The 19,696-nt window shown below is 66.1% G+C and carries 16 protein-coding genes and 1 tRNA gene; 2 read left to right on the forward strand and 15 right to left on the reverse strand.

What is annotated here, in order from left to right; translation table 11 throughout:
* Nucleotides 1-3: 3 nt before the first annotated feature.
* Nucleotides 4-906, reverse strand: a complete 903-nt coding sequence (locus NUW81_RS10395) for an SWFGD domain-containing protein (RefSeq protein WP_245113014.1) — start codon at nt 904-906, stop codon at nt 4-6.
* Nucleotides 907-1,093: 187 nt separating this feature from the next.
* Between NUW81_RS10395 and NUW81_RS10400 the strand changes: the two genes are divergently transcribed.
* Nucleotides 1,094-1,169: transfer RNA gene (locus NUW81_RS10400), tRNA-Ala, on the forward strand.
* Nucleotides 1,170-1,247: 78 nt separating this feature from the next.
* Here the strand turns inward: NUW81_RS10400 and NUW81_RS10405 are convergent.
* The 13 genes from NUW81_RS10405 to rimP form a co-directional block, all read right to left on the reverse strand.
* Nucleotides 1,248-2,093, reverse strand: a complete 846-nt coding sequence (locus tag NUW81_RS10405; RefSeq protein WP_245113016.1) for a universal stress protein — start codon at nt 2,091-2,093, stop codon at nt 1,248-1,250.
* Between the two features lie 11 nt (nt 2,094-2,104).
* The gene (locus NUW81_RS10410; RefSeq protein ID WP_376741947.1) at nt 2,105-3,586 is read right to left on the reverse strand and encodes a SulP family inorganic anion transporter; all 1,482 of its coding nucleotides are present in this window, start codon (nt 3,584-3,586) and stop codon (nt 2,105-2,107) included.
* A gap of 162 nt (nt 3,587-3,748) precedes the next feature.
* Nucleotides 3,749-6,727: a DUF2135 domain-containing protein gene (locus tag NUW81_RS10415; RefSeq protein WP_245113019.1), complete on the reverse strand. Its 2,979-nt coding sequence runs from the start codon at nt 6,725-6,727 to the stop codon at nt 3,749-3,751.
* Between the two features lie 79 nt (nt 6,728-6,806).
* Nucleotides 6,807-7,235: a DUF411 domain-containing protein gene (locus tag NUW81_RS10420; protein ID WP_245113020.1), complete on the reverse strand. Its 429-nt coding sequence runs from the start codon at nt 7,233-7,235 to the stop codon at nt 6,807-6,809.
* A 120-nt stretch (nt 7,236-7,355) separates the two neighbouring features.
* Nucleotides 7,356-9,680 (reverse strand): polyribonucleotide nucleotidyltransferase, encoded by a 2,325-nt coding sequence (gene pnp / locus NUW81_RS10425; RefSeq protein WP_245113021.1) that lies wholly within the window; start codon nt 9,678-9,680, stop codon nt 7,356-7,358.
* Between the two features lie 205 nt (nt 9,681-9,885).
* A complete protein-coding gene (rpsO, locus tag NUW81_RS10430) occupies nt 9,886-10,155 on the reverse strand; it encodes a 30S ribosomal protein S15 (protein WP_245113022.1) in 270 nt (89 codons plus the stop codon).
* Between the two features lie 52 nt (nt 10,156-10,207).
* The gene (gene truB, locus NUW81_RS10435) at nt 10,208-11,092 is read right to left on the reverse strand and encodes a tRNA pseudouridine(55) synthase TruB (RefSeq protein ID WP_245113023.1); all 885 of its coding nucleotides are present in this window, start codon (nt 11,090-11,092) and stop codon (nt 10,208-10,210) included.
* Entirely contained in the window at nt 11,092-11,685 is a 594-nt protein-coding gene (locus tag NUW81_RS10440) for a thymidine kinase (RefSeq protein WP_245113024.1), read from the reverse strand. The genes truB and NUW81_RS10440 overlap by 1 nt, the downstream gene beginning before the upstream one ends.
* Before the next feature lie 37 nt (nt 11,686-11,722).
* Nucleotides 11,723-12,124, reverse strand: coding sequence for a 30S ribosome-binding factor RbfA (gene rbfA / locus NUW81_RS10445; protein WP_245113025.1), 402 nt, complete (start codon nt 12,122-12,124; stop codon nt 11,723-11,725).
* A gap of 57 nt (nt 12,125-12,181) precedes the next feature.
* On the reverse strand, nt 12,182-14,695 hold the full coding sequence (gene infB / locus NUW81_RS10450; protein ID WP_245113027.1) for a translation initiation factor IF-2: 2,514 nt from the start codon (nt 14,693-14,695) through the stop codon (nt 12,182-12,184).
* Entirely contained in the window at nt 14,692-15,405 is a 714-nt protein-coding gene (locus tag NUW81_RS10455; protein WP_245113029.1) for a DUF448 domain-containing protein, read from the reverse strand. The genes infB and NUW81_RS10455 overlap by 4 nt, the downstream gene beginning before the upstream one ends.
* Nucleotides 15,392-17,035: a transcription termination factor NusA gene (gene nusA, locus NUW81_RS10460; protein ID WP_245113031.1), complete on the reverse strand. Its 1,644-nt coding sequence runs from the start codon at nt 17,033-17,035 to the stop codon at nt 15,392-15,394. The genes NUW81_RS10455 and nusA overlap by 14 nt, the downstream gene beginning before the upstream one ends.
* Nucleotides 17,028-17,567 (reverse strand): ribosome maturation protein RimP, encoded by a 540-nt coding sequence (rimP, locus tag NUW81_RS10465; protein WP_245113032.1) that lies wholly within the window; start codon nt 17,565-17,567, stop codon nt 17,028-17,030. Before rimP ends, nusA begins: the two co-directional genes overlap by 8 nt.
* Nucleotides 17,568-17,768: 201 nt before the next feature.
* On the opposite strand from rimP, the gene NUW81_RS10470 reads away from it, so the two are divergent.
* A complete protein-coding gene (locus NUW81_RS10470) occupies nt 17,769-18,974 on the forward strand; it encodes a PQQ-dependent sugar dehydrogenase (RefSeq protein ID WP_245113033.1) in 1,206 nt (401 codons plus the stop codon).
* Between the two features lie 57 nt (nt 18,975-19,031).
* Here NUW81_RS10470 and NUW81_RS10475 read toward each other — a convergent pair whose 3' ends face one another.
* Nucleotides 19,032-19,688, reverse strand: coding sequence for a peroxiredoxin (locus NUW81_RS10475; RefSeq protein WP_245113034.1), 657 nt, complete (start codon nt 19,686-19,688; stop codon nt 19,032-19,034).
* Nucleotides 19,689-19,696: the final 8 nt, after the last annotated feature.

A 19,696-nucleotide genomic window follows, 5' to 3' on the forward strand; every position in this document is an offset into this window, starting at 1 on the left:
GACTTAGTAGTTGTCCGAGAGGCTGCGGTTGTTCATGCGACCTTCGGTCAGGTCGTCATCGTCGCGCATGCGGCGACGGGCATCTTCGCTCGTCAGGTTGAGGCGCACCTCACTCTCGCCGATCTGGTCGACATTGCGCAGCGAAAAGACACAGCGGCTGTCATCGTCCTGACCCTTCAGGATCATGCGGTCGCCGCGGATGCTCGATAGCGAACCGATGGTCTCGCCATCGGACCCGATCACGGTCGCATCGTCGCCAAGGCCGCGAAGCTGCTCGCGCTTCATCTGGCGGTCCTGGCGCCACGAGGTGAATTCGTCGTCGAAGCGCGCCTGGTTCTCCGAGCGCCACTCGTCATAGTCGCGGTCGAGTGCGTCGATCTGGCGGGTGCGCCATTCGTCATAGTCGCGGTCGCGCGTATATTCGGCCTGCGTCTGCGGGCGGCCCCAGCGGTTCTGGGTATAGCCGCGATCATAGTCATAGGTGTCGACGCGGTCATAGTCGCCGGTCGGGGTCCGCGTGCGGGCCTGCGAGCGACCGTAGGCGCGGCGGCCGAGATGGTCGTCGTCGACATTCATGCTCGAGCGACCGACAAAGCGGCCACCTTCGTCATAGGGACGGCGATAGCCTTCGTTGACGCTCGAATAGGTGTCTTCGAAATCGAAATGCTGGTTTTTGTAGCCATCACCCGCATAGCCGTAGCGCTCGTCGAGTTCGCGGCGGCGTTCGGCGCGTTCATCGCCGAACCAGCTGCGCACTTCGTCGCTGGCGCGGTCGAAGAAATCGCGGTCGTCGCGGTCATAGCCGAAGCGCTCGTCGCGGGTCATGCGGCCACGGGGGCGATCGCGACGCATGTCGTGGCGGTCGTCCTCGCGGTTCCTCATCCGGTCATATCGATTGTAAGCCATTGGGTACTTCCCCTTACTATACATTTTTCGGGGGCCGGGCCGACTGCCCAACCCTTTGAAAACCAATGGATTTCGGGGAAAAATCGTTCCGTGGAGAGGCGCTCCACCCGATGAGGGGTGCATAGCGGCAGACAGGTTGTTGCAATGCGCGAAAAGCGGCGCTAAAGACCCCTCCACCCGAGGGTGCGGGGCTGTAGCTCAGTTGGGAGAGCGCTGCAATCGCACTGCAGAGGTCGGGGGTTCGAATCCCCCTAGCTCCACCATCCTCGGGTCATTCAAAAAGCCCCCGGCGCTAGACTGGCACCGGGGGCTTTTTGCTAGCCTCTCGATGAGGCCTCGTCCTAGCGGAAGAGCAGCACCGGCTTGGTCAGCGCGCGCATCATCGCGGTGGTCGTCGATCCCACGATCATGGTGCGCAGCGGGCTGTGGCCGTAGGCACCCATGAGCAGGATGTCGGCGTCGATGCGCTTGGCCTCGGCGGTCAGCGCGCCTTCGACATCGCCATGCACGCGCTCGCAGCCGCCGAGCCGCTCGCCCATGGTTTCGATCGCCCAGTTGAGGCCGCTCGTGCCCTTGTCGTCGTCATGGCCGACCATGAGGACGTGGCTTTTCACATTCTCGAATAGCGGCGAGGTGGCGGCCATCGCCACCGCCTTGCGGCTGGTGAGGCCACCGTCGAAAGCGATGAGCGCGGTTTCGATCGGCTGGAAGGCGCGGCTGGCGACCAGCACCGGCTTGTCCGACTGGCGCACCACGCGCTCGATCTTGCTACCGAGGTGGCCGCGCGCGAAATCGGCGCCGGCGCCGCGCTTGCCAATGACGACCATGTCGGCCTCGGCCTCGCGCTCGATCACGGTCTCGACGATGTCGCCGTGGCGCTCGAGAAGGGTGACCTTGTCGACACCCTGTTCGGCAAGGCGCGCGCGGGCGGTCTCGAGCAGGGCATCGGCCTGCGTCCTGGCGAGGCGGCTCTGCGCTTCCTCGATCGACACCAGCTCTTCCATCAGCGCCGACTTGGCACCGAGGCCGAGCGCGCCCGACAGGTCGTGGCGCTTGGCGACGACGTCGCGGCGCTGGATGACGTGGAGCAGCTCGACCGAACCGCCAAGACCCTTGGCGACCCAGCCGGTATGGTCGGTGACGCTATTGGCGTAGAGCGAGGCGTCGAGGCAGGCGAGAAGCTTCATCAATCCTAATCCTATGCGTTGGCCGCGGTCGCGGCATCCTTGTCATCGCGCTCGGCGAAGCTGCGCACAAGCGTGGCGCTCGCCGCGTTCATGCCCTTGATCTCGACGGTCGTGCCCTCGCGGCGGAATTTCAGCACCACCTTGTCGAGCGCGCCAACCGCGCTGATGTCCCAGAAATGCGCGTCCGAGACGTCGATCACGACGGTGTCGAGCACTTCCTTATAGTCGAAGGCGGCGACGAAGCTCTGCGAGGAAGCGAAGAACACTTCGCCCAGCACGTGGTAGGTGCGCGTCTTGCCGTCGGCCGACAGGCGGCTTTCCATGCGCGACAGGCTGGTGACCTTGTGGGCGAAGAAAATGCCCGACAGGAGGACGCCGACGAGCACGCCCTTGGCAAGGTCGTGGGTGGCGACCACGGTCACGACGGTGGCGACCATGACGACCGACGAATGCCACGGGTGCGAGGCGATGTCGCGGATGGACGACCAGCTGAAGGTACCGATCGAGACCATGATCATGACCGCGACCAGCGCAGGCATGGGGATCTTGGCGACCCACGGGGTGACGAGCATCAGGAGCGCGAGCAGTGTCAGGCCCGCGGTCAGCGTCGACAGGCGGCTGGTACCGCCCGACTTCACGTTGATGACCGACTGGCCGATCATCGCGCAGCCGCCCATGCCGCCGAAGAAACCGGTGACGAAGTTGGCGATGCCCTGTCCACGGCTCTCCTTGGCCTTGTTGCTGTCGGTGTCGGTGAGGTCATCGACGATCTGCGCGGTGAGCAGGCTCTCGAGCAGGCCGACCGCCGCCATCGTCAGCGAGTAGGGCAGGATGATCTCGAGCGTCTCCAACGTGAAAGGCACGTCGGGAATGAGGAAGGGCGGCAGGTCGGAGGGCAGCTTGCCCATGTCGCCGATGCGGTTGACGTCGAGATCCGCATAAAGCGCGATGATCGTCAGGATGACGATCGCGACCAGCGGCGACGGCACGGCCTTGGTGAGGCGCGGGAAGAGGTAGATGATGCCGAGGCCCAAGGCGATCATCCAGTAGGTGTGGATGCTCACGTCGATGAGCTGCGGCAGCTGCGCCATGAAGATGAGGATCGCGAGCGCGTTGACGAAGCCGGTGATGACCGAGCGGCTGACGAATTGCATCAGCCGGTCGACGCGCAGGAACCCGCCGAGGAACTGGAGGACACCCATCAGGATGGTCGCGGCGAACAGGTACTGGATGCCATGATCGCGCACCAGCGGCACGACCAGCACCGCGACCGCGGCAGTCGCCGCCGAAATCATGCCCGGGCGCCCGCCGACCAGCGCAATGATGATCGCGATGGTGAAGCTGGCATAGAGCCCCACCGCCGGATCGACGCCCGCGATGATCGAGAAGCCGATGGCTTCGGGGATGAGCGCGAGCGCGACGACGATCCCGGCGAGGATGTCGGCGCGGGGGTTGGCGAGCCATTCGCGGCGGAGCTTTTGCGTGTCGATCATGGGCATCGGCGGCCGGCGCTCGGGGGGAACGCGGCCAACTTTCCTTGAAATTCTTACGAAAAAGGCCGCCGACGGCGACCTTGAATGAGCCTCATAGCGGTTTTTGCTTGAGGCGCAAGGGGTTGGGCAGGGAGGCGCGGGGGTGCGCGCCTCCCCCTTGCCCTATTTGCCGCCGCGCTCGCCTGGCTCGGCGACCTCGGCGGGGCCGATGCGGAAGCGGCCGAGCGGAAGGCGGTCGCGAAGCTGCCCGTCCATCGCGACATCGACATATTCGACCCGCTCGGTCGGGCGACCGAAGTCGCGGATCAGGCGGGCGCGCACCCACGGTGCGCCATTGGGATCGATATTGTCACGGCGGAAGACGGTGGAGCTCACCTCGAAGCTGCCGCCCGGTGCCTTGCGGATCCAATATTCCTCTGGGCCGAAGCCCTGCGTCATGTCGTTCGACATCCAGCCGCCCGAGAAGCTTTGGCGGTGGCCGTAGAAAACATGTTCGCCGCTCGGCTCGTCGACATGCATGTCGAGGTCGGTGGCATCGGCGGTCCATTCCATCGTCACGCGGAAATCGCTGTCGAGATTCTTCACGATGCGCGGGTCGAGGTCGTGGCTGCCGCCGAGCGCCTCTAGCCGCGGCACGAGCGCATTGGCTTCCTTGAGCGCGATCATGTCGATCCCGTTGAAGCGCGGGTCGAAGGGGCGCAGCGCGACATCGGCGAGCAGCGCGATGGCGCGGGCATAGTCGTCGCGCGCGCCCGTGGCATCGCCCGCCGCAGCGCGAGCCTTGCCGCGCTCGGCGAGCGCGAGACCGAGCAGGCGGTCGGGCTGCGGGCGGTGCGTCACCATCGCTGCACGGCGGGCGCGCAGGTCGACCGCGAGGTCGAACTCGCCCCACGCCTCGAGCCGCGCGGCGACCATCGCCAGCGTGGTCGAATCCGCCAGCGGCAGGTCGAGCGCGGACAGGAGCGTGCGGATCGCCTTGTCCTTCTCGCCCGCGAGCCACAGCCAGTTCGAGCTTTCGAGATAGAAGCCGGGCAGCGTGCCCGCCTTTTCCTGCCACTCGGCAAAGGTCGCGTCGAAGGCGGCGGGATCGGCGTCGTAAGCGGCGATCCATTCGCTGTCGGGATATTGCGCGCCGACCGCGATGCGAATGCCGCTGCCCTGCGGCGAGGGCGCGATGTCGGCTTCGGCCGCGGCTTCCTCGACATCCATTACCATGAGCGGCTCGGCGCTTTCCTGCACCTGCCGGCTGACCCGTGCGCCGGTGACCACGATATTCTGGGCCTGATCGTCTCCGCCGCGCTCCGGCGTGGGCGGGGGCGGCGGAGGTGGCGGCGGTGCGACCGTCGGCGGCGGCGCGGTGGTCCGCACCGGCGGCGGGGGCGGGGGCGGAATATTGCCGTTCTTGTCGGAGCGCGCGTCGAACCGGGAGGGATCGTGCTCCTTCTCCCACCATTCGACCTCGCGTTCCCAGCTGGCGATGACCTGCGCGAGGCGATCCTCGCGCGCCTCGGCCATGTCGAGATCCTTCTCCTTGCGCATACGCTGGAAGCGCAGGAATTGCGGGTGATCGGCCTGCGGAGTGACGTCGAAGCGCAGATAGTCCTCCACGCTCTCGAGCACGAGGAAGGGCAGGCTCTGCGAGGCGATGCCATAGCGACGGCTGTGCGCGACGAAGGCCTCGCGGTCGGCGCCGGCCTCGAGGATGGCGTTCTGCGTGGCCTCGAACAGGATCGCGTCCTGGTCGGTCTCTGTGATGTTGCGCGGCGCGTTGAATCCCGAGATCTGCCCATCGGAAACCATTCCGAGGCGGCCTTCCACGGGCGCTTTCACGATGGCGCGCAGCATGCCGTCCTCCGAGGGCAGGCGGCGGTGCGGAAGGGTGACATTGCCGAAGGCGGTGAAACGGATGCCATCGAGCGTGGCGGGCGCGGTATCGCCGGCTTCGACCAGCGCACCGCCGCTGCGGTCGGCGAGTGCGGACAGGACAGCGTCGGCCGCGCCATCGCGCGTCGACACGACGAGAGTCGGGCAGTCGGGGACGACATCGAGCGTACCGAGCGTTGCCTGTCCGTCGCTGACGAGGATGCAGCGGTCGGCGGCGGGGGCGTCGGCGAGCCAGTCGAGACGGCTCGCGCCGCCGTAGGTCAGGCCGGCGACCGCCTGCTCGAGCGACAGGTCGCGGCCGATGGCGCGCGGTGCCCGGGCGGCATGGTCGAAAGCGACGAAGGTCACCCGTCCGGCGCGCCATTTCGACAGCGCGCCCTCGACGGTGCGGCGCGCGGCGGCATGGTCGTCATCGAGGCGCGAGCGCGACATGTCCCAATAGACGCGCACTTCTTCGGGGCGCTCGCGCTTGGTCGCGGCGCGGATCGGCGTGTTGACCTGCCAATAGGTCTCGCCCGTTTCGGGATGCCGGCTGGCGAGCACGCGAATATTGTCATCGGGACGACGAAGGCGGATCTCGGTCTCGAAGGCACCGCGTCCGCTCACGGACGCGAAGCCGTCGCCGGCCTCGAGTCGGCGGTCAGCGAGGGTCAGTCCGTCGCCGTCCTCCCCGTCGAAGCGGATTGTCCAGTTGCCTGCCTTGTCCCCGAGGCGGATCGGCAGGGCGAAGTCGTCGGTCAGCGGGGCGACGAAATCGACCCGAATGGTCCGTCCGTCCCTGCCGACCGGAAAGACGCGGGTCGAGAAGGTGCCGTCACGGCTGATCTCGCCAAGCCCCGGATCGACCTGCCCGCGCACCAGCGTGTTGAACGCCTCGCGTGCCTGCGCCTCGTCGACCAGGGCGCCCTCGATCATCTGCCCCTCAACATCGAGCGCATAGCCGGTGACGACCGCGCCCTTTGGCAGGTCGATGGAGAGGCGGCCTTCGGTGCCTTCCTCTTCGGCCGAGAATGTCATCAGGTAGCTGACGGCCACGCTCGCGCCGTGGCGGCGGGTGGTGACCTTGAAATCGTCGAGCGCGAGGTCGCGGACCATGCGTTCGTCCTCGACGCCGCGCGCGCGGGCGGTGAGGGAGGGGGAGAGGGGCGGTGCTTCGACACCCACACCGGTGGTGGGTTGCCCAACTTCGGCGTGGGGCGCGGCCATCGCCGCCGTTCCCGCCAGAAGCATGATCGCCGCAAAACGCATCGCCGTCATCTGCACTCTCCCATCAAGGAATAGGCGGATGTTACAATGTTACATAGTCTTGACAAGCCCCCAAAATCGGGGCGAGGGGTCAGCCGTGGCGGGCCCAGATCTCGTAGGTGCCGTCCTTCTTGAGGAGGAGGACGTTGTAGGGCTGGACATGGTTGCCATGCTCCATGCCGGGCGAGCCCATCGGCATGCCGGGCACGAAGATGCCGACCGCGTCGGGCTTTTCGGCGAGGAGGCGTTCGATGTCGGCGGCCGGCACATGGCCCTCGACGACATAGCCGCCGACGAGCGAGGTGTGGCAGCTGGCGAGGCCGGCCGGCACGCCGTGCTTCGCCTTGAAGGCCATCAGGTCGGCTTCATTGACGACCTCGACCTCATGGCCCGCCTCGACCATCTTCTCGACCCATTTGAGGCAGCAGCCACAGCCCGCATTGCGGTGCATGACGATGTCGGCGGCCTGTGCGGCGGTGGCCGACAGGGCGAGGGTGAGGGCGAGGACGGTCTTGCGCATCGTGAACACTCCGGAAGTCTGCTTGCGCTCTAGGATAGCAGCAGTTTCGCTCGAATGAACGAAAAACCCCCGATGCCGCGAGGCACCGGGGGTCTTTTCATCGGTCAATGGAGACGAGGCCTACTCGTCGTCGCCACCGGTGAGGAAGGCGGGCTTATGCTCCATCTCACCGCTGTCATTGCCCTTGTCCTCGCGATCACGGCGCGGACCGCGGCCACGGCCACCGTCGCGACCGCCGTCACGGCCACCGCCGCGCGGACCGCGACCACCGTCGCGACCACCACGACCGCCGTCACGACCACCGTCGCGGCGCGGGCCCTTTTCACGCGGCGGGCGCGTGTCTTCGAGCTCGTCGCCGGTTTCCTGGTCGACGACGCGCATCGACAGGCGGACCTTGCCGCGCTGGTCGATCTCGAGGAGCTTGACCTTCACTTCTTGGCCTTCCTCAAGGACGTCGGTGACCTTTTCCACGCGCTCGTTCTTGATTTCCGAGACGTGGACGAGGCCGTCCTTGCCCGGCATGAAGGTCACGAAGGCGCCGAAATCGACGATGTTGGCGACCTTGCCGGTGTAGATTTTGCCGACCTCGGGCTCGGCCACGATGCCTTCGATCCACGCCTTGGCGGCGTTGATCTGATCGACGTCGCTCGACGAGATCTTGACGATCCCTTCGTCGTCGATGTCGACCTTGGCACCGGTTTCCGCGACGATTTCGCGGATGACCTTGCCGCCCGTGCCGATGATGTCGCGGATCTTGTCCTTGGCGACCTGCATCGTCTCGATACGCGGTGCGTGCGCCGACAGTTCGGTGCGCGCTTCGCCCAGCGCCTTGGTCATTTCACCAAGGATGTGGGCACGGCCGTCCTTGGCCTGCGCCAGCGCGGTTTTCATGATCTCGGGGGTGATGCCCGCGACCTTGATGTCCATCTGGAGCGAGGTGATGCCGGCTTCGGTGCCCGCGACCTTGAAGTCCATGTCGCCAAGGTGATCTTCGTCACCGAGGATGTCCGACAGGACGGTATAGTCGTCACCTTCGAGGATGAGACCCATCGCGATACCCGAGACAGGGCGCTCGATCGGCACGCCGGCGTCCATCATCGAGAGGCAGCCGCCGCAGACGGTGGCCATCGACGAGGAGCCGTTCGACTCGGTGATGTCCGACAGGATGCGGATCGTGTAGGGGAAGTCCTCGGCGCTCGGCAGCACGGGGTGCAGCGCGCGCCAGGCCAGCTTGCCGTGACCGGTTTCGCGGCGGCTGGTAAAGCCGAAGCGACCCACTTCACCGACCGAATAGGGCGGGAAGTTGTAGTGCAGCATGAAGGGCGAGTAGCTGAGGCCCTCGAGACCGTCGATCATCTGCTCGGCGTCCTTGGTGCCGAGCGTGGTCGTGCAGATCGCCTGCGTCTCGCCACGGGTGAACAGCGCCGAACCGTGGGTGCGGGGCAGGAGGCCGACCATCGCCTCGATCGGGCGGACCTGGTCGGTCTTGCGACCGTCGATGCGCTGGCCGTCCTTGAGGATGGCGCCGCGAACGATTTCGGCTTCGAGCTTCTTGACCGCCTTGCCGGCCGTCATCTGCGTCTGGCCGTCTTCCTCGGCATAGGCTTCCTTGGCCTTCTCGCGCACGGCGTTGAGGGCGTTGGAACGCTCCGACTTGTCGGTCAGCTTGTAGGCGGCGGCGATGTCGTCGCCGACGAGGCCGCGCAGCTTTTCCTTGATCGGGCCGATGGTGTCGCTCTGGTCGAGCTCCCACGGATCCTTGGCGGCCTGTTCGGCCAGCTCGATGATCGCGCCGACGACCTTCTTCGAGGCTTCGTGCGCGAACTGGACGGCGCCGAGCATCTCGTCTTCGGTCAGTTCCTCGGCTTCGGATTCGACCATCATGACGGCGTCATGGGTGGCGGCGACGACGAGGTCGAGGCGACCTTCCTCGAAGATGTCCGAGACCTTGGGGTTGAGGACATATTCGCCATCGACGAAGCCGACGCGCGCGGCGCCGATCGGGCCCATGAAGGGCACGCCCGAGATGGTGAGGGCGGCCGAGGCGGCGATCATCGCGAGGATGTCGGGCTCATTCTCGCCGTCATAGCTCAGCACCTGCGCGATGACGTTGATCTCGTTGTAGAAGCCCTCGGGGAAGAGGGGACGGACCGGACGGTCAATGAGGCGGCTGGTCAGCGTTTCCTTTTCGGTGGCGCGACCTTCACGCTTGAAGAAGCCGCCGGGGATGCGGCCGGCAGCCGAGAATTTTTCCTGGTAGTGGACCGTGAGCGGGAAGAAGTCCTGCCCTTCGCGCACGCTCTTGGCGGCGGTGACGGCGCACAGCACCACGGTTTCGCCGAGGGTCGCGAGTACCGCCCCGTCGGCCTGGCGGGCGATACGGCCCGTTTCGAGCTTGAGGGTCTGGCCGCCAAGATCGATTTCAACAGTTTTCACATCGAACATATTTTTTGTCACCCGCAGGCCGGATGCCGGCGGGGCCTCTCATGGTGCGGACTGTCCGGTCCGCGCGGTTCGGGGCGGTTTCGACTTGCCCCACGGATGGCCCCGCCGGATTGCGAGGCGCTTGGTCTGGATGTCATTCCCCAGATGTTGCGGGATGACAATAAAAGAAAAGGGCGCCTCGTGGGCGCCCTTCCCTTGAAACTTGTTACTTGCGCAGGCCGAGCTTCTTGATGAGCGTGGCGTAGCGGTCGTGGTCTTCGCGCTTCAGGTAATCGAGCAGCGAACGACGCTTGTTGACCATCATGAGCAAGCCGCGACGCGAGTGGTTGTCCTTCTTGTGCGACTTGAAGTGGTCGGTCAGGGTGTTGATGCGGTCGGTCAGGATTGCGACCTGCACTTCGGTCGAGCCGGTATCACCTTCGCTGCGACCATATTCCTTGACCAGTTCGGCCTTGCGTTCGACAGTAATCGACATCGGTTCAATCTCCTAAATCATTTGCGGGTCATCCCCCAAGGGGGCGGCCCGGTTACAGGTTGAACCCGCGCAGGACGGCGACCTCGCCATCCTCCACCTCGACCAAAGCGATGGGGGTGTCACCCTCCATCGCCAGATGCTGCCCGGGCGGTGCGGGGTGCCCTTGGAGCCGCTGTCCATGTTTCAGGATCCGCGCTTCTTCGGGCGAGACGGCGAGGGCCGGGATGTCGTCCAGCCCCGCGTTAAGCGGGAGCACCTCGTCGTCCAAGTGGCGCGCCTTAGAGATTTCCTCCAATTTGTCCAGCGAAATCGCTTGTGACAGGTCGAAGGGACCGGCGCGGGTCCGCCTCAACTTGGTGACGTGCCCACGCGATTCAACCGCCAGCGCGATATCCCGTGCCAGCGAGCGGATGTATGTGCCCTTCGACACGACCGCGTGAAAGCGCGCTTCGAGCCCATCGAAGGCGATCAAGCGCAATTCGAAGATGGTGACCGTGCGGCTGTCGAGCTCCACCGTCTCGCCGGCTCGGGCGAGGTCATAGGCGCGCTTGCCGTCGACCTTGAGCGCAGAGAAAGCGGGCGGCATCTGCTCGATCGTGCCGGTGAAGCCCGGTAACACGTCGATAATTTGCTGTTCGGACGGGACATGGTCGCTGGTGGCGATCACCTTGCCTTCGACATCGAGCGTATCGGTTTCCTCGCCGAATCGGAGCGTGAACCAATAGGCCTTGGTGGCATCGAGCATGCGTCCTGCCAGCTTGGTCGCCTCGCCGATCGCAATGGGAAGGACACCGCTCGCCAGCGGGTCGAGCGTGCCGCCGTGGCCGACCTTGGGTTTGCGGATGCCCATTTCGCGCAGCGCGCGCTTGACCTTGCCGACACAGGGGGTCGAGCCGATCCCAACCGGCTTGTCGAGGACGATCCAGCCGTGGAGCATCAGGCGGCGGCGGCGGCGGCGCGCAGGCGGTCGTTGAAATGCTTGCGGCAGAGCGCGACGTAGCGGTCATTGCCGCCGATCTCGGTCTGCGCCCCTTGCGCCACCGCGCGGCCCTCGCCGTCGACGCGCAGGTTCATCGTCGCCTTGGCGCCGCATTCGCAAACGGCCTTCAGCTCGACGAGCTTGTCCGCGATAGCCAGCAGCGCGGCGGAGCCGGGGAAGAGTTCGCCCTGGAAGTCGGTGCGCAGGCCGTAGCAGATGACGGGAATCTTCAGCCGGTCGGCGACCTCGGCGAGATCGAGGACCTGTTGCTGCGTGAGGAACTGCGCCTCGTCGACGAGGATACAGTCGAGCGGGCGGGCGTTCTTCTCGGCTGCGATGCGCTCGTAAAGCGGGGTAGCGACCTCGAAGCGGTGCGCCTCGGTCTCGAGGCCGATGCGGCTGCCGATGGTGCCTTCGCCCATGCGGTCATCGAGGGCCGCGGTCCAGAGCATCGTGCCCATGCCGCGTTCGCGATAGTTGAAGTCGGTCTGCAGGAGCGTCGTCGACTTGCCCGCATTCATCGCGGCATAATAGAAATAGAGCTTGGCCATGGGACGGACGGTGCCGCAAGCGCGCGCGCTTGTGAAGCTATTCCTCTTCGTCCTTCGCGACGTCGCGGGCGACCTTGTCGGTGCGCAGCAGGCTGTCGATATGGCTGCCCTCGTCGAAGCTCTCGTCGACCTTGAACTTCAAGGAGGCGGCGAACTTCATGGCGACACGCTTGGAGACTTCGCCGCGCAGGTAGCGGACGTTCTTCTTCAATGCGGTCAGCACCTCTTCCTCGTTGCCGCCGAGAAGCGGCTTCACGAAGACCAGCGCATGGCGAAGGTCGGGGCTCATCCGCACCTCGGTGACCGAGATCGGGGTTTTCGAGAGCGCCTCGTCATGGACGTCGCCACGGCTGAGAACGTCGGACAGGGCGTGGCGCACCTGTTCGCCGACGCGCAGCATGCGCACCGACGGTTCGGTAGAAGAGGCTTTCTGCTTCATGCGGTTCCAACTCCTGCATCAAGCGGCGGGGGCAGGGCGCGCCTGCCCCCGTCCGGCTTAAAGCTGGCGCTCGCGCTCCTCGATCTCGAAGATCTCGAGCATATCGCCCGGTGCGATGTCGTTGGTGTCCTCGAGCACGGCACCGCATTCGGTCCCGGCTTCGACCTGGTCGACATCGTCCTTGAAGCGGCGAAGCGAGGCGATGGTCGTCTTCGAGACGATGACATCGTCGCGGGTAAGACGGGCGTGGAGGCCCTTCTTGATGACGCCTTCGAGAACGAGGAGGCCGGCGGCCTTGTCCTTCTTGCCCGAACGGAACACCTGCTTGACCTCGGCCTTGCCGACGATGTGCTCGATGATCTCGGGGCCGAGTTCGCCCGCCATCGCCTGCTTCACCCAGTCGGTGAGGTGGTAGATGACATCATAGTAGCGCAGTTCGACCTGGTCGCGCTTGGCGATTTCCTTGGCCTTGGCATTGGGACGCGCGTTGAAGCCGATGATCGGCGCGCCGCTCGAGGCGGCGAGCGTCACGTCGCTCTCGGTGATCGCGCCGACACCCGAATGGATGACGCGGACCTCGATGTCCTCGGTCGAGATCTTCTTGACCGCGTTGACGACCGCCTCGGCGGTGCCCTGTACGTCGGCCTTGATGATCAGCGGGAAGCTGATGGTCGAGCTGCCCTTCTTGTCGAACATCGATTCGAGGCTCATCGGCGCGGCGGTGGTGCGCTTCTTGTCGAGGACGCTCTGGCGATATTCCGCGACTTCGCGGGCACGCTGGTCATTCTCGACGACGGTGAACTGGTCACCCGCCGACGGCACGCCCGACAGGCCGAGAACCTCGACCGGGAAGGACGGACCCGCCTTCTTCACGCGGCGACCATGGTCGTCGATGAGGGCGCGGACTTTGCCGGCGGCAGCGCCGGCGACGAAGGTGTCGCCGACCTTGAGCGTGCCGCGCTTGATGAGCACGGTCGCAACAGGGCCGCGGCCCTTGTCGAGCTTGGCTTCGACGACGGTGCCGTCGGCATCGCGGTCGGGGTTGGCCTTGAGTTCGAGCAGCTCCGCCTGGAGGTTGATCGCCTCGAGGAGCTTGTCGATGTTGGTCTTTTCCTTGGCCGACACCTCGACGTCCTGCACCTCGCCCGACATCGCCTCGACGATGATCTCGTGCTGCAAGAGTTCCTCGCGGATCTTTTGCGGGTTGGAGCCTGCGGTGTCGATCTTGTTGATCGCCACGATCATCGGCACGCCGGCCGCCTTGATGTGGTTGATCGCCTCGACCGTCTGCGGCTTGAGGCCGTCATCGGCGGCGACCACGAGGATCGCGAGGTCGGTGACGGTGGCGCCGCGAGCGCGCATCTCGGTGAAGGCCTCGTGGCCCGGCGTATCGAGGAAGGTGATCGGATCGCCGCCCTTGGGCGTGACCTGATAGGCCCCGATATGCTGGGTGATGCCGCCGGCTTCGCCCGCCGCCACGTCGGCGCCGCGAATGGCGTCGAGGAGCGAGGTCTTGCCGTGGTCGACATGGCCCATGATGGTCACGACCGGCGGACGCGCCTTGAGGGTGTCCTCGGCATCGACATCCTCGGTGGTGTCGATGTCGATATCGCTGTCGCTGACGCGCTGCACGTTATGGCCGAATTCGTTGACCAGCAGTTCGGCGGTGTCCTGGTCGATCGTCTGGTTGACGGTGACCATCATGCCCATGTTGAAGAGCGACTTGACGAGGTCGGCCGCTTTCTCGCCCATGCGCTTGGCGAGATCGCCGACCGTGATGTGGTCGGGGACCTGGACGTCGCGGTAGGTCTTCTCGCGCGGGCCCGACTGGCCGGCCTGCGCCCGCTTTTCCTTCTCGCGGGCACGCTTCAAGGCTGCGAGGCTGCGCGCACGGCCACCGCCGTCGCCGCGCAGGGCGCGGTTGACGGTGAGCTTGCCCGAGCGGCGGTCGGGGGCCGGACGGCCCTTGTTGCGATCGTCGCGCTTGGGCGCGGCGGGCTTGGCGGGGGCGGGCTTGGCCGAACGCGGTGCGGGCGCGGCAGCGGCGGCCTTTTCGGCCTTGGCCTTGGCGGCAGCGTCCTTCTTGGCCTGCTCGGCTTCTTCCTTGGCGCGGCGCTCGGCCTCTTCCTCGGCCTTGCGGTTTTCCTCGGCGCGGCGGGCTTCTTCCTCGCTCGCACGGGCCTTGGCCTGCTCGTCGCGGCGGCGCGATTCCTCGAGCGCTGCCATGCGGGCTTCCTCGGCCTGGCGCTCGAGTTCCTTGACCTGCTCGCGGCGTTCCGCGGCGGTCAGCGGGCGCTTGGGCGCGGCGGCCTTCTTGGGCGCCGGCGCGGGCTTGCGGGCGGCGTCCTTGGCGGGCGCTTCCTTCTTGGGGGCCTCGGCCTCGGGGGTCTTTGCCTCTTCCTTGGGGGCCGCGGCGGCATCGCCCGGCTTCAGGATGCGGCGCTTCTTGACCTCGACCACGACGGTATTCGAGCGGCCGTGGCTGAAGCTCTGCTTCACCTGGCCGGCTTCGATCGTCTTCTTGACGCCGAGGGGTGCACGGGTCCCGAGCTTTTTCTTATCGTCGCTCATTCTGTTCCTTCGTTCCTCAAATCTTCGCTCACGGGCTCGGTCCCGGCGGGCTCGCCGCCGTTTACCCTAGCATCATTCCCAAGAAAAGCTTGGTATCGGGCCAGCGCGTGCGAAACGCGCCTGGCGGCACCGGCATCGACCAGCGCGAGATGGACCGCGTTGCCGCGGCCAAGTGCACTACTCAATGTGGTGCGATCGAACGGGAGAACAAGTCCCCCGGCCATCCCCAGTTCCTCGCCGCCGCCCATGCGCCAGCCCTGGCCGAGCTTGGACACGCCGTCGGCGCTGGCATCGCTGGCATGGAGGAGCAGCATCGCCTCGCCCTTGCGGCAGGCGACGTCGACCTTCTCGGAGCCCGAGATCAGCATGCCGCCACGTGCCTCGAGGCCGAGGCGGTCGAGGAAGTTGCGGCGCAAGGCCTCCTCGATCCGCGCGCCGAGGTCGGCGGGGATGTCGAGCTGGCCGGTCTTGAAGGCGCGGGCGAGCGCGCCCTTCAGCTTGCCCTTGGCCTGCGCCTCGTCGAGCTGCGCGCGGGTGACACCGACATAGGCGCCGCGGCCGGGGGCCTTGGCGCGCACGTCTGGAAGCACCTGTCCGTCGGGCCCGAGGGCGAGACGGACAAGCGCGTCCTTCGCGCCCGCATCCCTCGTCAGGATGCAGGTGCGTTCGGGCGACCGGTTATCGCTTAGTTGGCGCTCATTGGTTCCCATCCGCTGCCGCGTCCTCCTCGGATGCGGAAGCGGCAGGAGCCTCTTCCTCGTCTTCGAACCAGTGGGCGCGGGCAGCCATGATGATCTCGTTGCCCTGCTCTTCGGTCAGGCCATATTCGCCGAGCACGCCGCCGCGATGGTCATCGCCCGAGCGACGGGTGTCGCCGCGACGACGATTGTCGGTGCGCTTCTTCTGGATGAGCTCGTCGGTGGCGAGGTCGGCGACATCGTCGAGCGTCTTGAGGCCGGCTTCGCCCAGCGTCACCGCCATGATCTCGGTCATGTGCGGCAGTTCGGCGACGGCATCGTCGACACCCAGTTCGCGGCGCTTGCCCCGGGCGGCTTCCTCGGCGCGCTCCAAGGCTTCCTTGGCGCGGCTCTGCAGTTCCTCGGCGATTTCCTCGTCGAGACCCTCGATGGTCGAAAGCTCGTCCTGCGGGACGTAGGCGACTTCCTCGAGGCTGGTGAAGCCTTCGGCGACCAGCAGCTGGGCCAGCGTCTCGTCGACGTCCAGCTCGTTCTGGAACATCTCGGTGCGCTCGGTGAATTCCTTCTGGCGCTTCTCGGAGGCATCGGCCTCGGTCAGGATGTCGATCTGGCTGTCGGTCAGCTGGCTGGCGAGACGCACGTTCTGGCCGCGGCGGCCGATGGCGAGCGACAGCTGGTCATCGGGCACGACGACCTCGATGCGGCCTTCTTCCTCGTCGATGACGACGCGGCTGACGGTCGCGGGCTGGAGCGCGTTGACGACGAAGGTCGCGAGATCTTCCGACCACGGGATGATGTCGATCTTCTCGCCCTGCAGCTCCTGGACGACGGCCTGGACGCGGCTGCCCTTCATGCCGACGCAGGCGCCGACGGGGTCGATCGAGCTGTCGTAGCTGATGACGCCGATCTTGGCGCGCGAACCCGGATCGCGGGCGGCGGCCTTGATCTCGATGATGCCGTCGTAGATCTCCGGCACTTCCTGCGCGAACAGCTTGCGCATGAAGTCGGGATGGGCGCGCGACAGGAAGATCTGCGGGCCGCGGACTTCGCGGGAAACGCGCAGGATCAGCGAGCGGATGCGGTCGCCGACGCGGACCATTTCGCGCGGGATCTGCTGGTCGCGGCGGATGACGCCTTCGGCGCGGCCGAGGTCGACGACGACGTGGCCGAATTCGACGCGCTTGACGACACCGGTGATGACTTCGCCGGCGCGGTCCTTGAATTCCTCATACTGGCGCTCGCGCTCGGCGTCGCGGACCTTCTGGAAGATGACCTGCTTGGCAGCCTGTGCGGCGATGCGGCCGAATTCGATCGGCGGCAGCGGGTCGACCAGATAGTCGCCGACGGCGGCGCCTTCCTGCAGCTTCTGGGCGGCCTTGGGGTCGATCTGCTTGAAGTTGTCTTCGACTTCCTCGACGACCTCGAGGACGCGCCACAGGCGAAGGTCGCCGGTGTTCGGGTCGAGCTTGGCGCGGATGTCGTTTTCCTGGCCGTAGCGGGCACGGGCGGCGCGCTGGATCGCATCTTCCATCGCCTCGATGACGATGCCCTTGTCGATCAGTTTTTCGCGCGCAACAGCGTCGGCAATGGCAAGGAGCTCTGCCTTGTTGGCCGTGGCTGCGGGAGGAGGCGTGCTAGCCATTGTCGGTACCCTCTTCTTCGTTGATCTCTTCGGCGCCCTCGGCGGAGAGCGGCTGGGTTTCCTGGAGGAGCCTGTCGGTAAACAGGAGCTTGGCATCCTCGATCATGGGATAAGGGATGCGATGCTCCTTCTCATGATCGTCGGTGAGCATGATGGTCTCGCCATCGACGCCGTCGATCACGCCCTTGAACTTCTTCTGGCCCGCGAGCTTTTCCTCGAGCGTGATGCGGGCGAGGTGGCCCGACCAGTCGCTATAGTCCTTGAGGCGCGTCAGCGGGCGGTCGATGCCGGGCGACGACACTTCGAGGCGATAGGCATGCTCGATGGGGTCGGCCTCTTCGAGCGGCTCGTCGAGGGCGCGGCTAATGGCGGCGCAATCGTCGATCGTCAGCTGGCGCGTGTCGGGGCGCTCGGCCATGACCTGAAGCGTGGGTTCCTCTTCGCCGCCCATCATCTTCACGCGCACAAGCTCGAAGCCCATGGCCTTCACCACCGGTTCGATAATGTTCGCGATCTGATCCATGTCGGCCAAGCAGGGGCTCCTCTACGTAAATTCCATATCCCTTCGGTGCCGCCTCCGTCCCCGGTGGCGGCCCATGGCACCTGACGATGTCTTGGGATGAAGCGCATATAGGCAGAAGGTGGGGCCAGCGCAAGCGGTGATGCATCCCCGTAGCGCGCTGAAGTGTTGGCCTGTCATATCCACCCCGTCCTTTCCATTGGGAGAAGAACGTTGCGTCACCTGTCCGTCCTAGCCCTCCTGTTCGCCACCAGCGCTTGCGAGGAGGTGCCGGCAGGCGAGGGGGCGGCACGCGCCGCGCCGGAGGGGGGCGGCGCGGGCCCGGTGCTGCGCGGCGCCAAAGTGGCGCTGGCCGACGCGCCCTTCGCGGTGGAGGAGCTGGGCAATTTCGACGAACCGTGGGCGGCCGCCTTCATGCCGGGCACACCGCTCCTCTTCATCACGTCCAAGCGTGGCGGGATCGTCTTCAAGGACGTCGTGTCGGGGCGGCTGGGATCGGTCCAAAGCGGTCTGCCCGACATCGCTTACGGCGGGCAGGGCGGGCTCGGCGACATCGCCTTCTCACCGGGTTTCGAGGTCGAAAATCCCGGACGCCTCTATCTCAGCTGGGTCGAGAGCGGGGCGGACGGTACGCGCGGCGCCGTCGTCGGCCGCGGCATGCTCCTGTGCGAGGAGGCCGACAGTTGCCGTCTCGAGGGGCTCGAGGTCCTCTGGCGGCAGGACAAGACCGGCGGGTCGGGCCATTATTCGCACCGCCTCCATTTCTCGCCCGATGGCCAGCACCTCTTCGTGACATCCGGAGACCGGCAGAAGCAGGATCCGGCGCAGGACCTGTCGAACAATCTCGGGGCGGTGTTGCGGCTGACGCCCGATGGCAAGGCCGCGCCCGATAATCCGTTCGCGGATCGTGGCGGCTCGGCGGCGCAAGTCTGGAGCTACGGGCATCGCAACCTGCTCGGCATCGACTCCGACGGCGAGGGGCGCTTGTGGGTGAGCGAGATGGGGCCGCGCCATGGCGATGAACTCAACCTCGTCGAGAAGGGCGCCAATTACGGCTGGCCCGAGGCGAGCTATGGCGACAACTACAATGGCTCGCCCATCCCCGACCATGCGCCGGGCGACGGCTATGTCGGACCTGCGGCGACCTGGGTGCCAGCAACGAGCCCCGCGAGCCTGCTCATCTACAAGGGCGCGATGTTCCCCGACTGGAGGGGCGATGCGATCGTCCCCGGCCTGTCGGGCAAGGAATTGAACGTCGTCAGCCTCGAGGGCGGGCGCGCGACGGCGATGACGAGCTACGCCTTCGGCATGCGGCTGCGCGAGGTGGTCGCGGGGCCGGATGGTGCCCTGTATATCCTCGAGGACCAGGGCAGCCGAGGCGGTGACGGGACGCTGATGCGTCTGGTGCCCAAGTCCTGAACGGGAAAGGGCGGCGCCTCGCGGCACCGCCCTTTCTTCATTGCCAAAGCTCGCGGCTCACTGCGGCTGCGGGATGCGGCGCAGGTAGGGCTTCACGGTTTCGAAGTCGCCGAACTTGGCCTTGGCGTCCTCGTCCGAGACGGTCGGCGGCACGATGACATCCTCGCCATTCTTCCAGTTCACCGGCGTGGCGACGCCCTTGTTCTCGGTCAGCTGGACGCTGTCGAGAAGGCGCAGCACCTCGTCGAAGTTGCGGCCCGAGCTCATCGGATAGAGGAGCATGGCGCGGATCTTCTTGTCGGGGCCGATGATGTAGACGGTGCGCACGGTCGCATTGTTGGCGGCGGTGCGGCCCTCGGCGCTGCCGCTCTCGTCGGCGGGCAGCATGTTGTAGAGCTTGGCGACGTTGAGGTCGCTGTCGCCGATCACCGGATAGTCGACCTTGTTGCCCGACACTTCCTCGATGTCCGGAAGCCAGTTCTTGTTATCCTCGCTCGTGTCGACCGACAGGCCGATGATCTTGGTATTGCGCTTGGCGAACTCGTCCTTGAGGCCGGCCATGTAGCCGAGCTCGGTCGTGCACACGGGCGTGAAGGCCTTCGGGTGCGAGAAGAGGATCGCCCAGTCATCGCCGATCCAGTCGTGGAAGCTGATGTCGCCCTCGGTGGTCGAGGCGGTGAAGTCGGGGGCGGTCGAGCCGATCGAGAGGGTCATGCTTGTAT

The organism is Sphingomicrobium aestuariivivum, assembly GCF_024721585.1.
Lineage (GTDB): Bacteria > Pseudomonadota > Alphaproteobacteria > Sphingomonadales > Sphingomonadaceae > Sphingomicrobium > Sphingomicrobium aestuariivivum.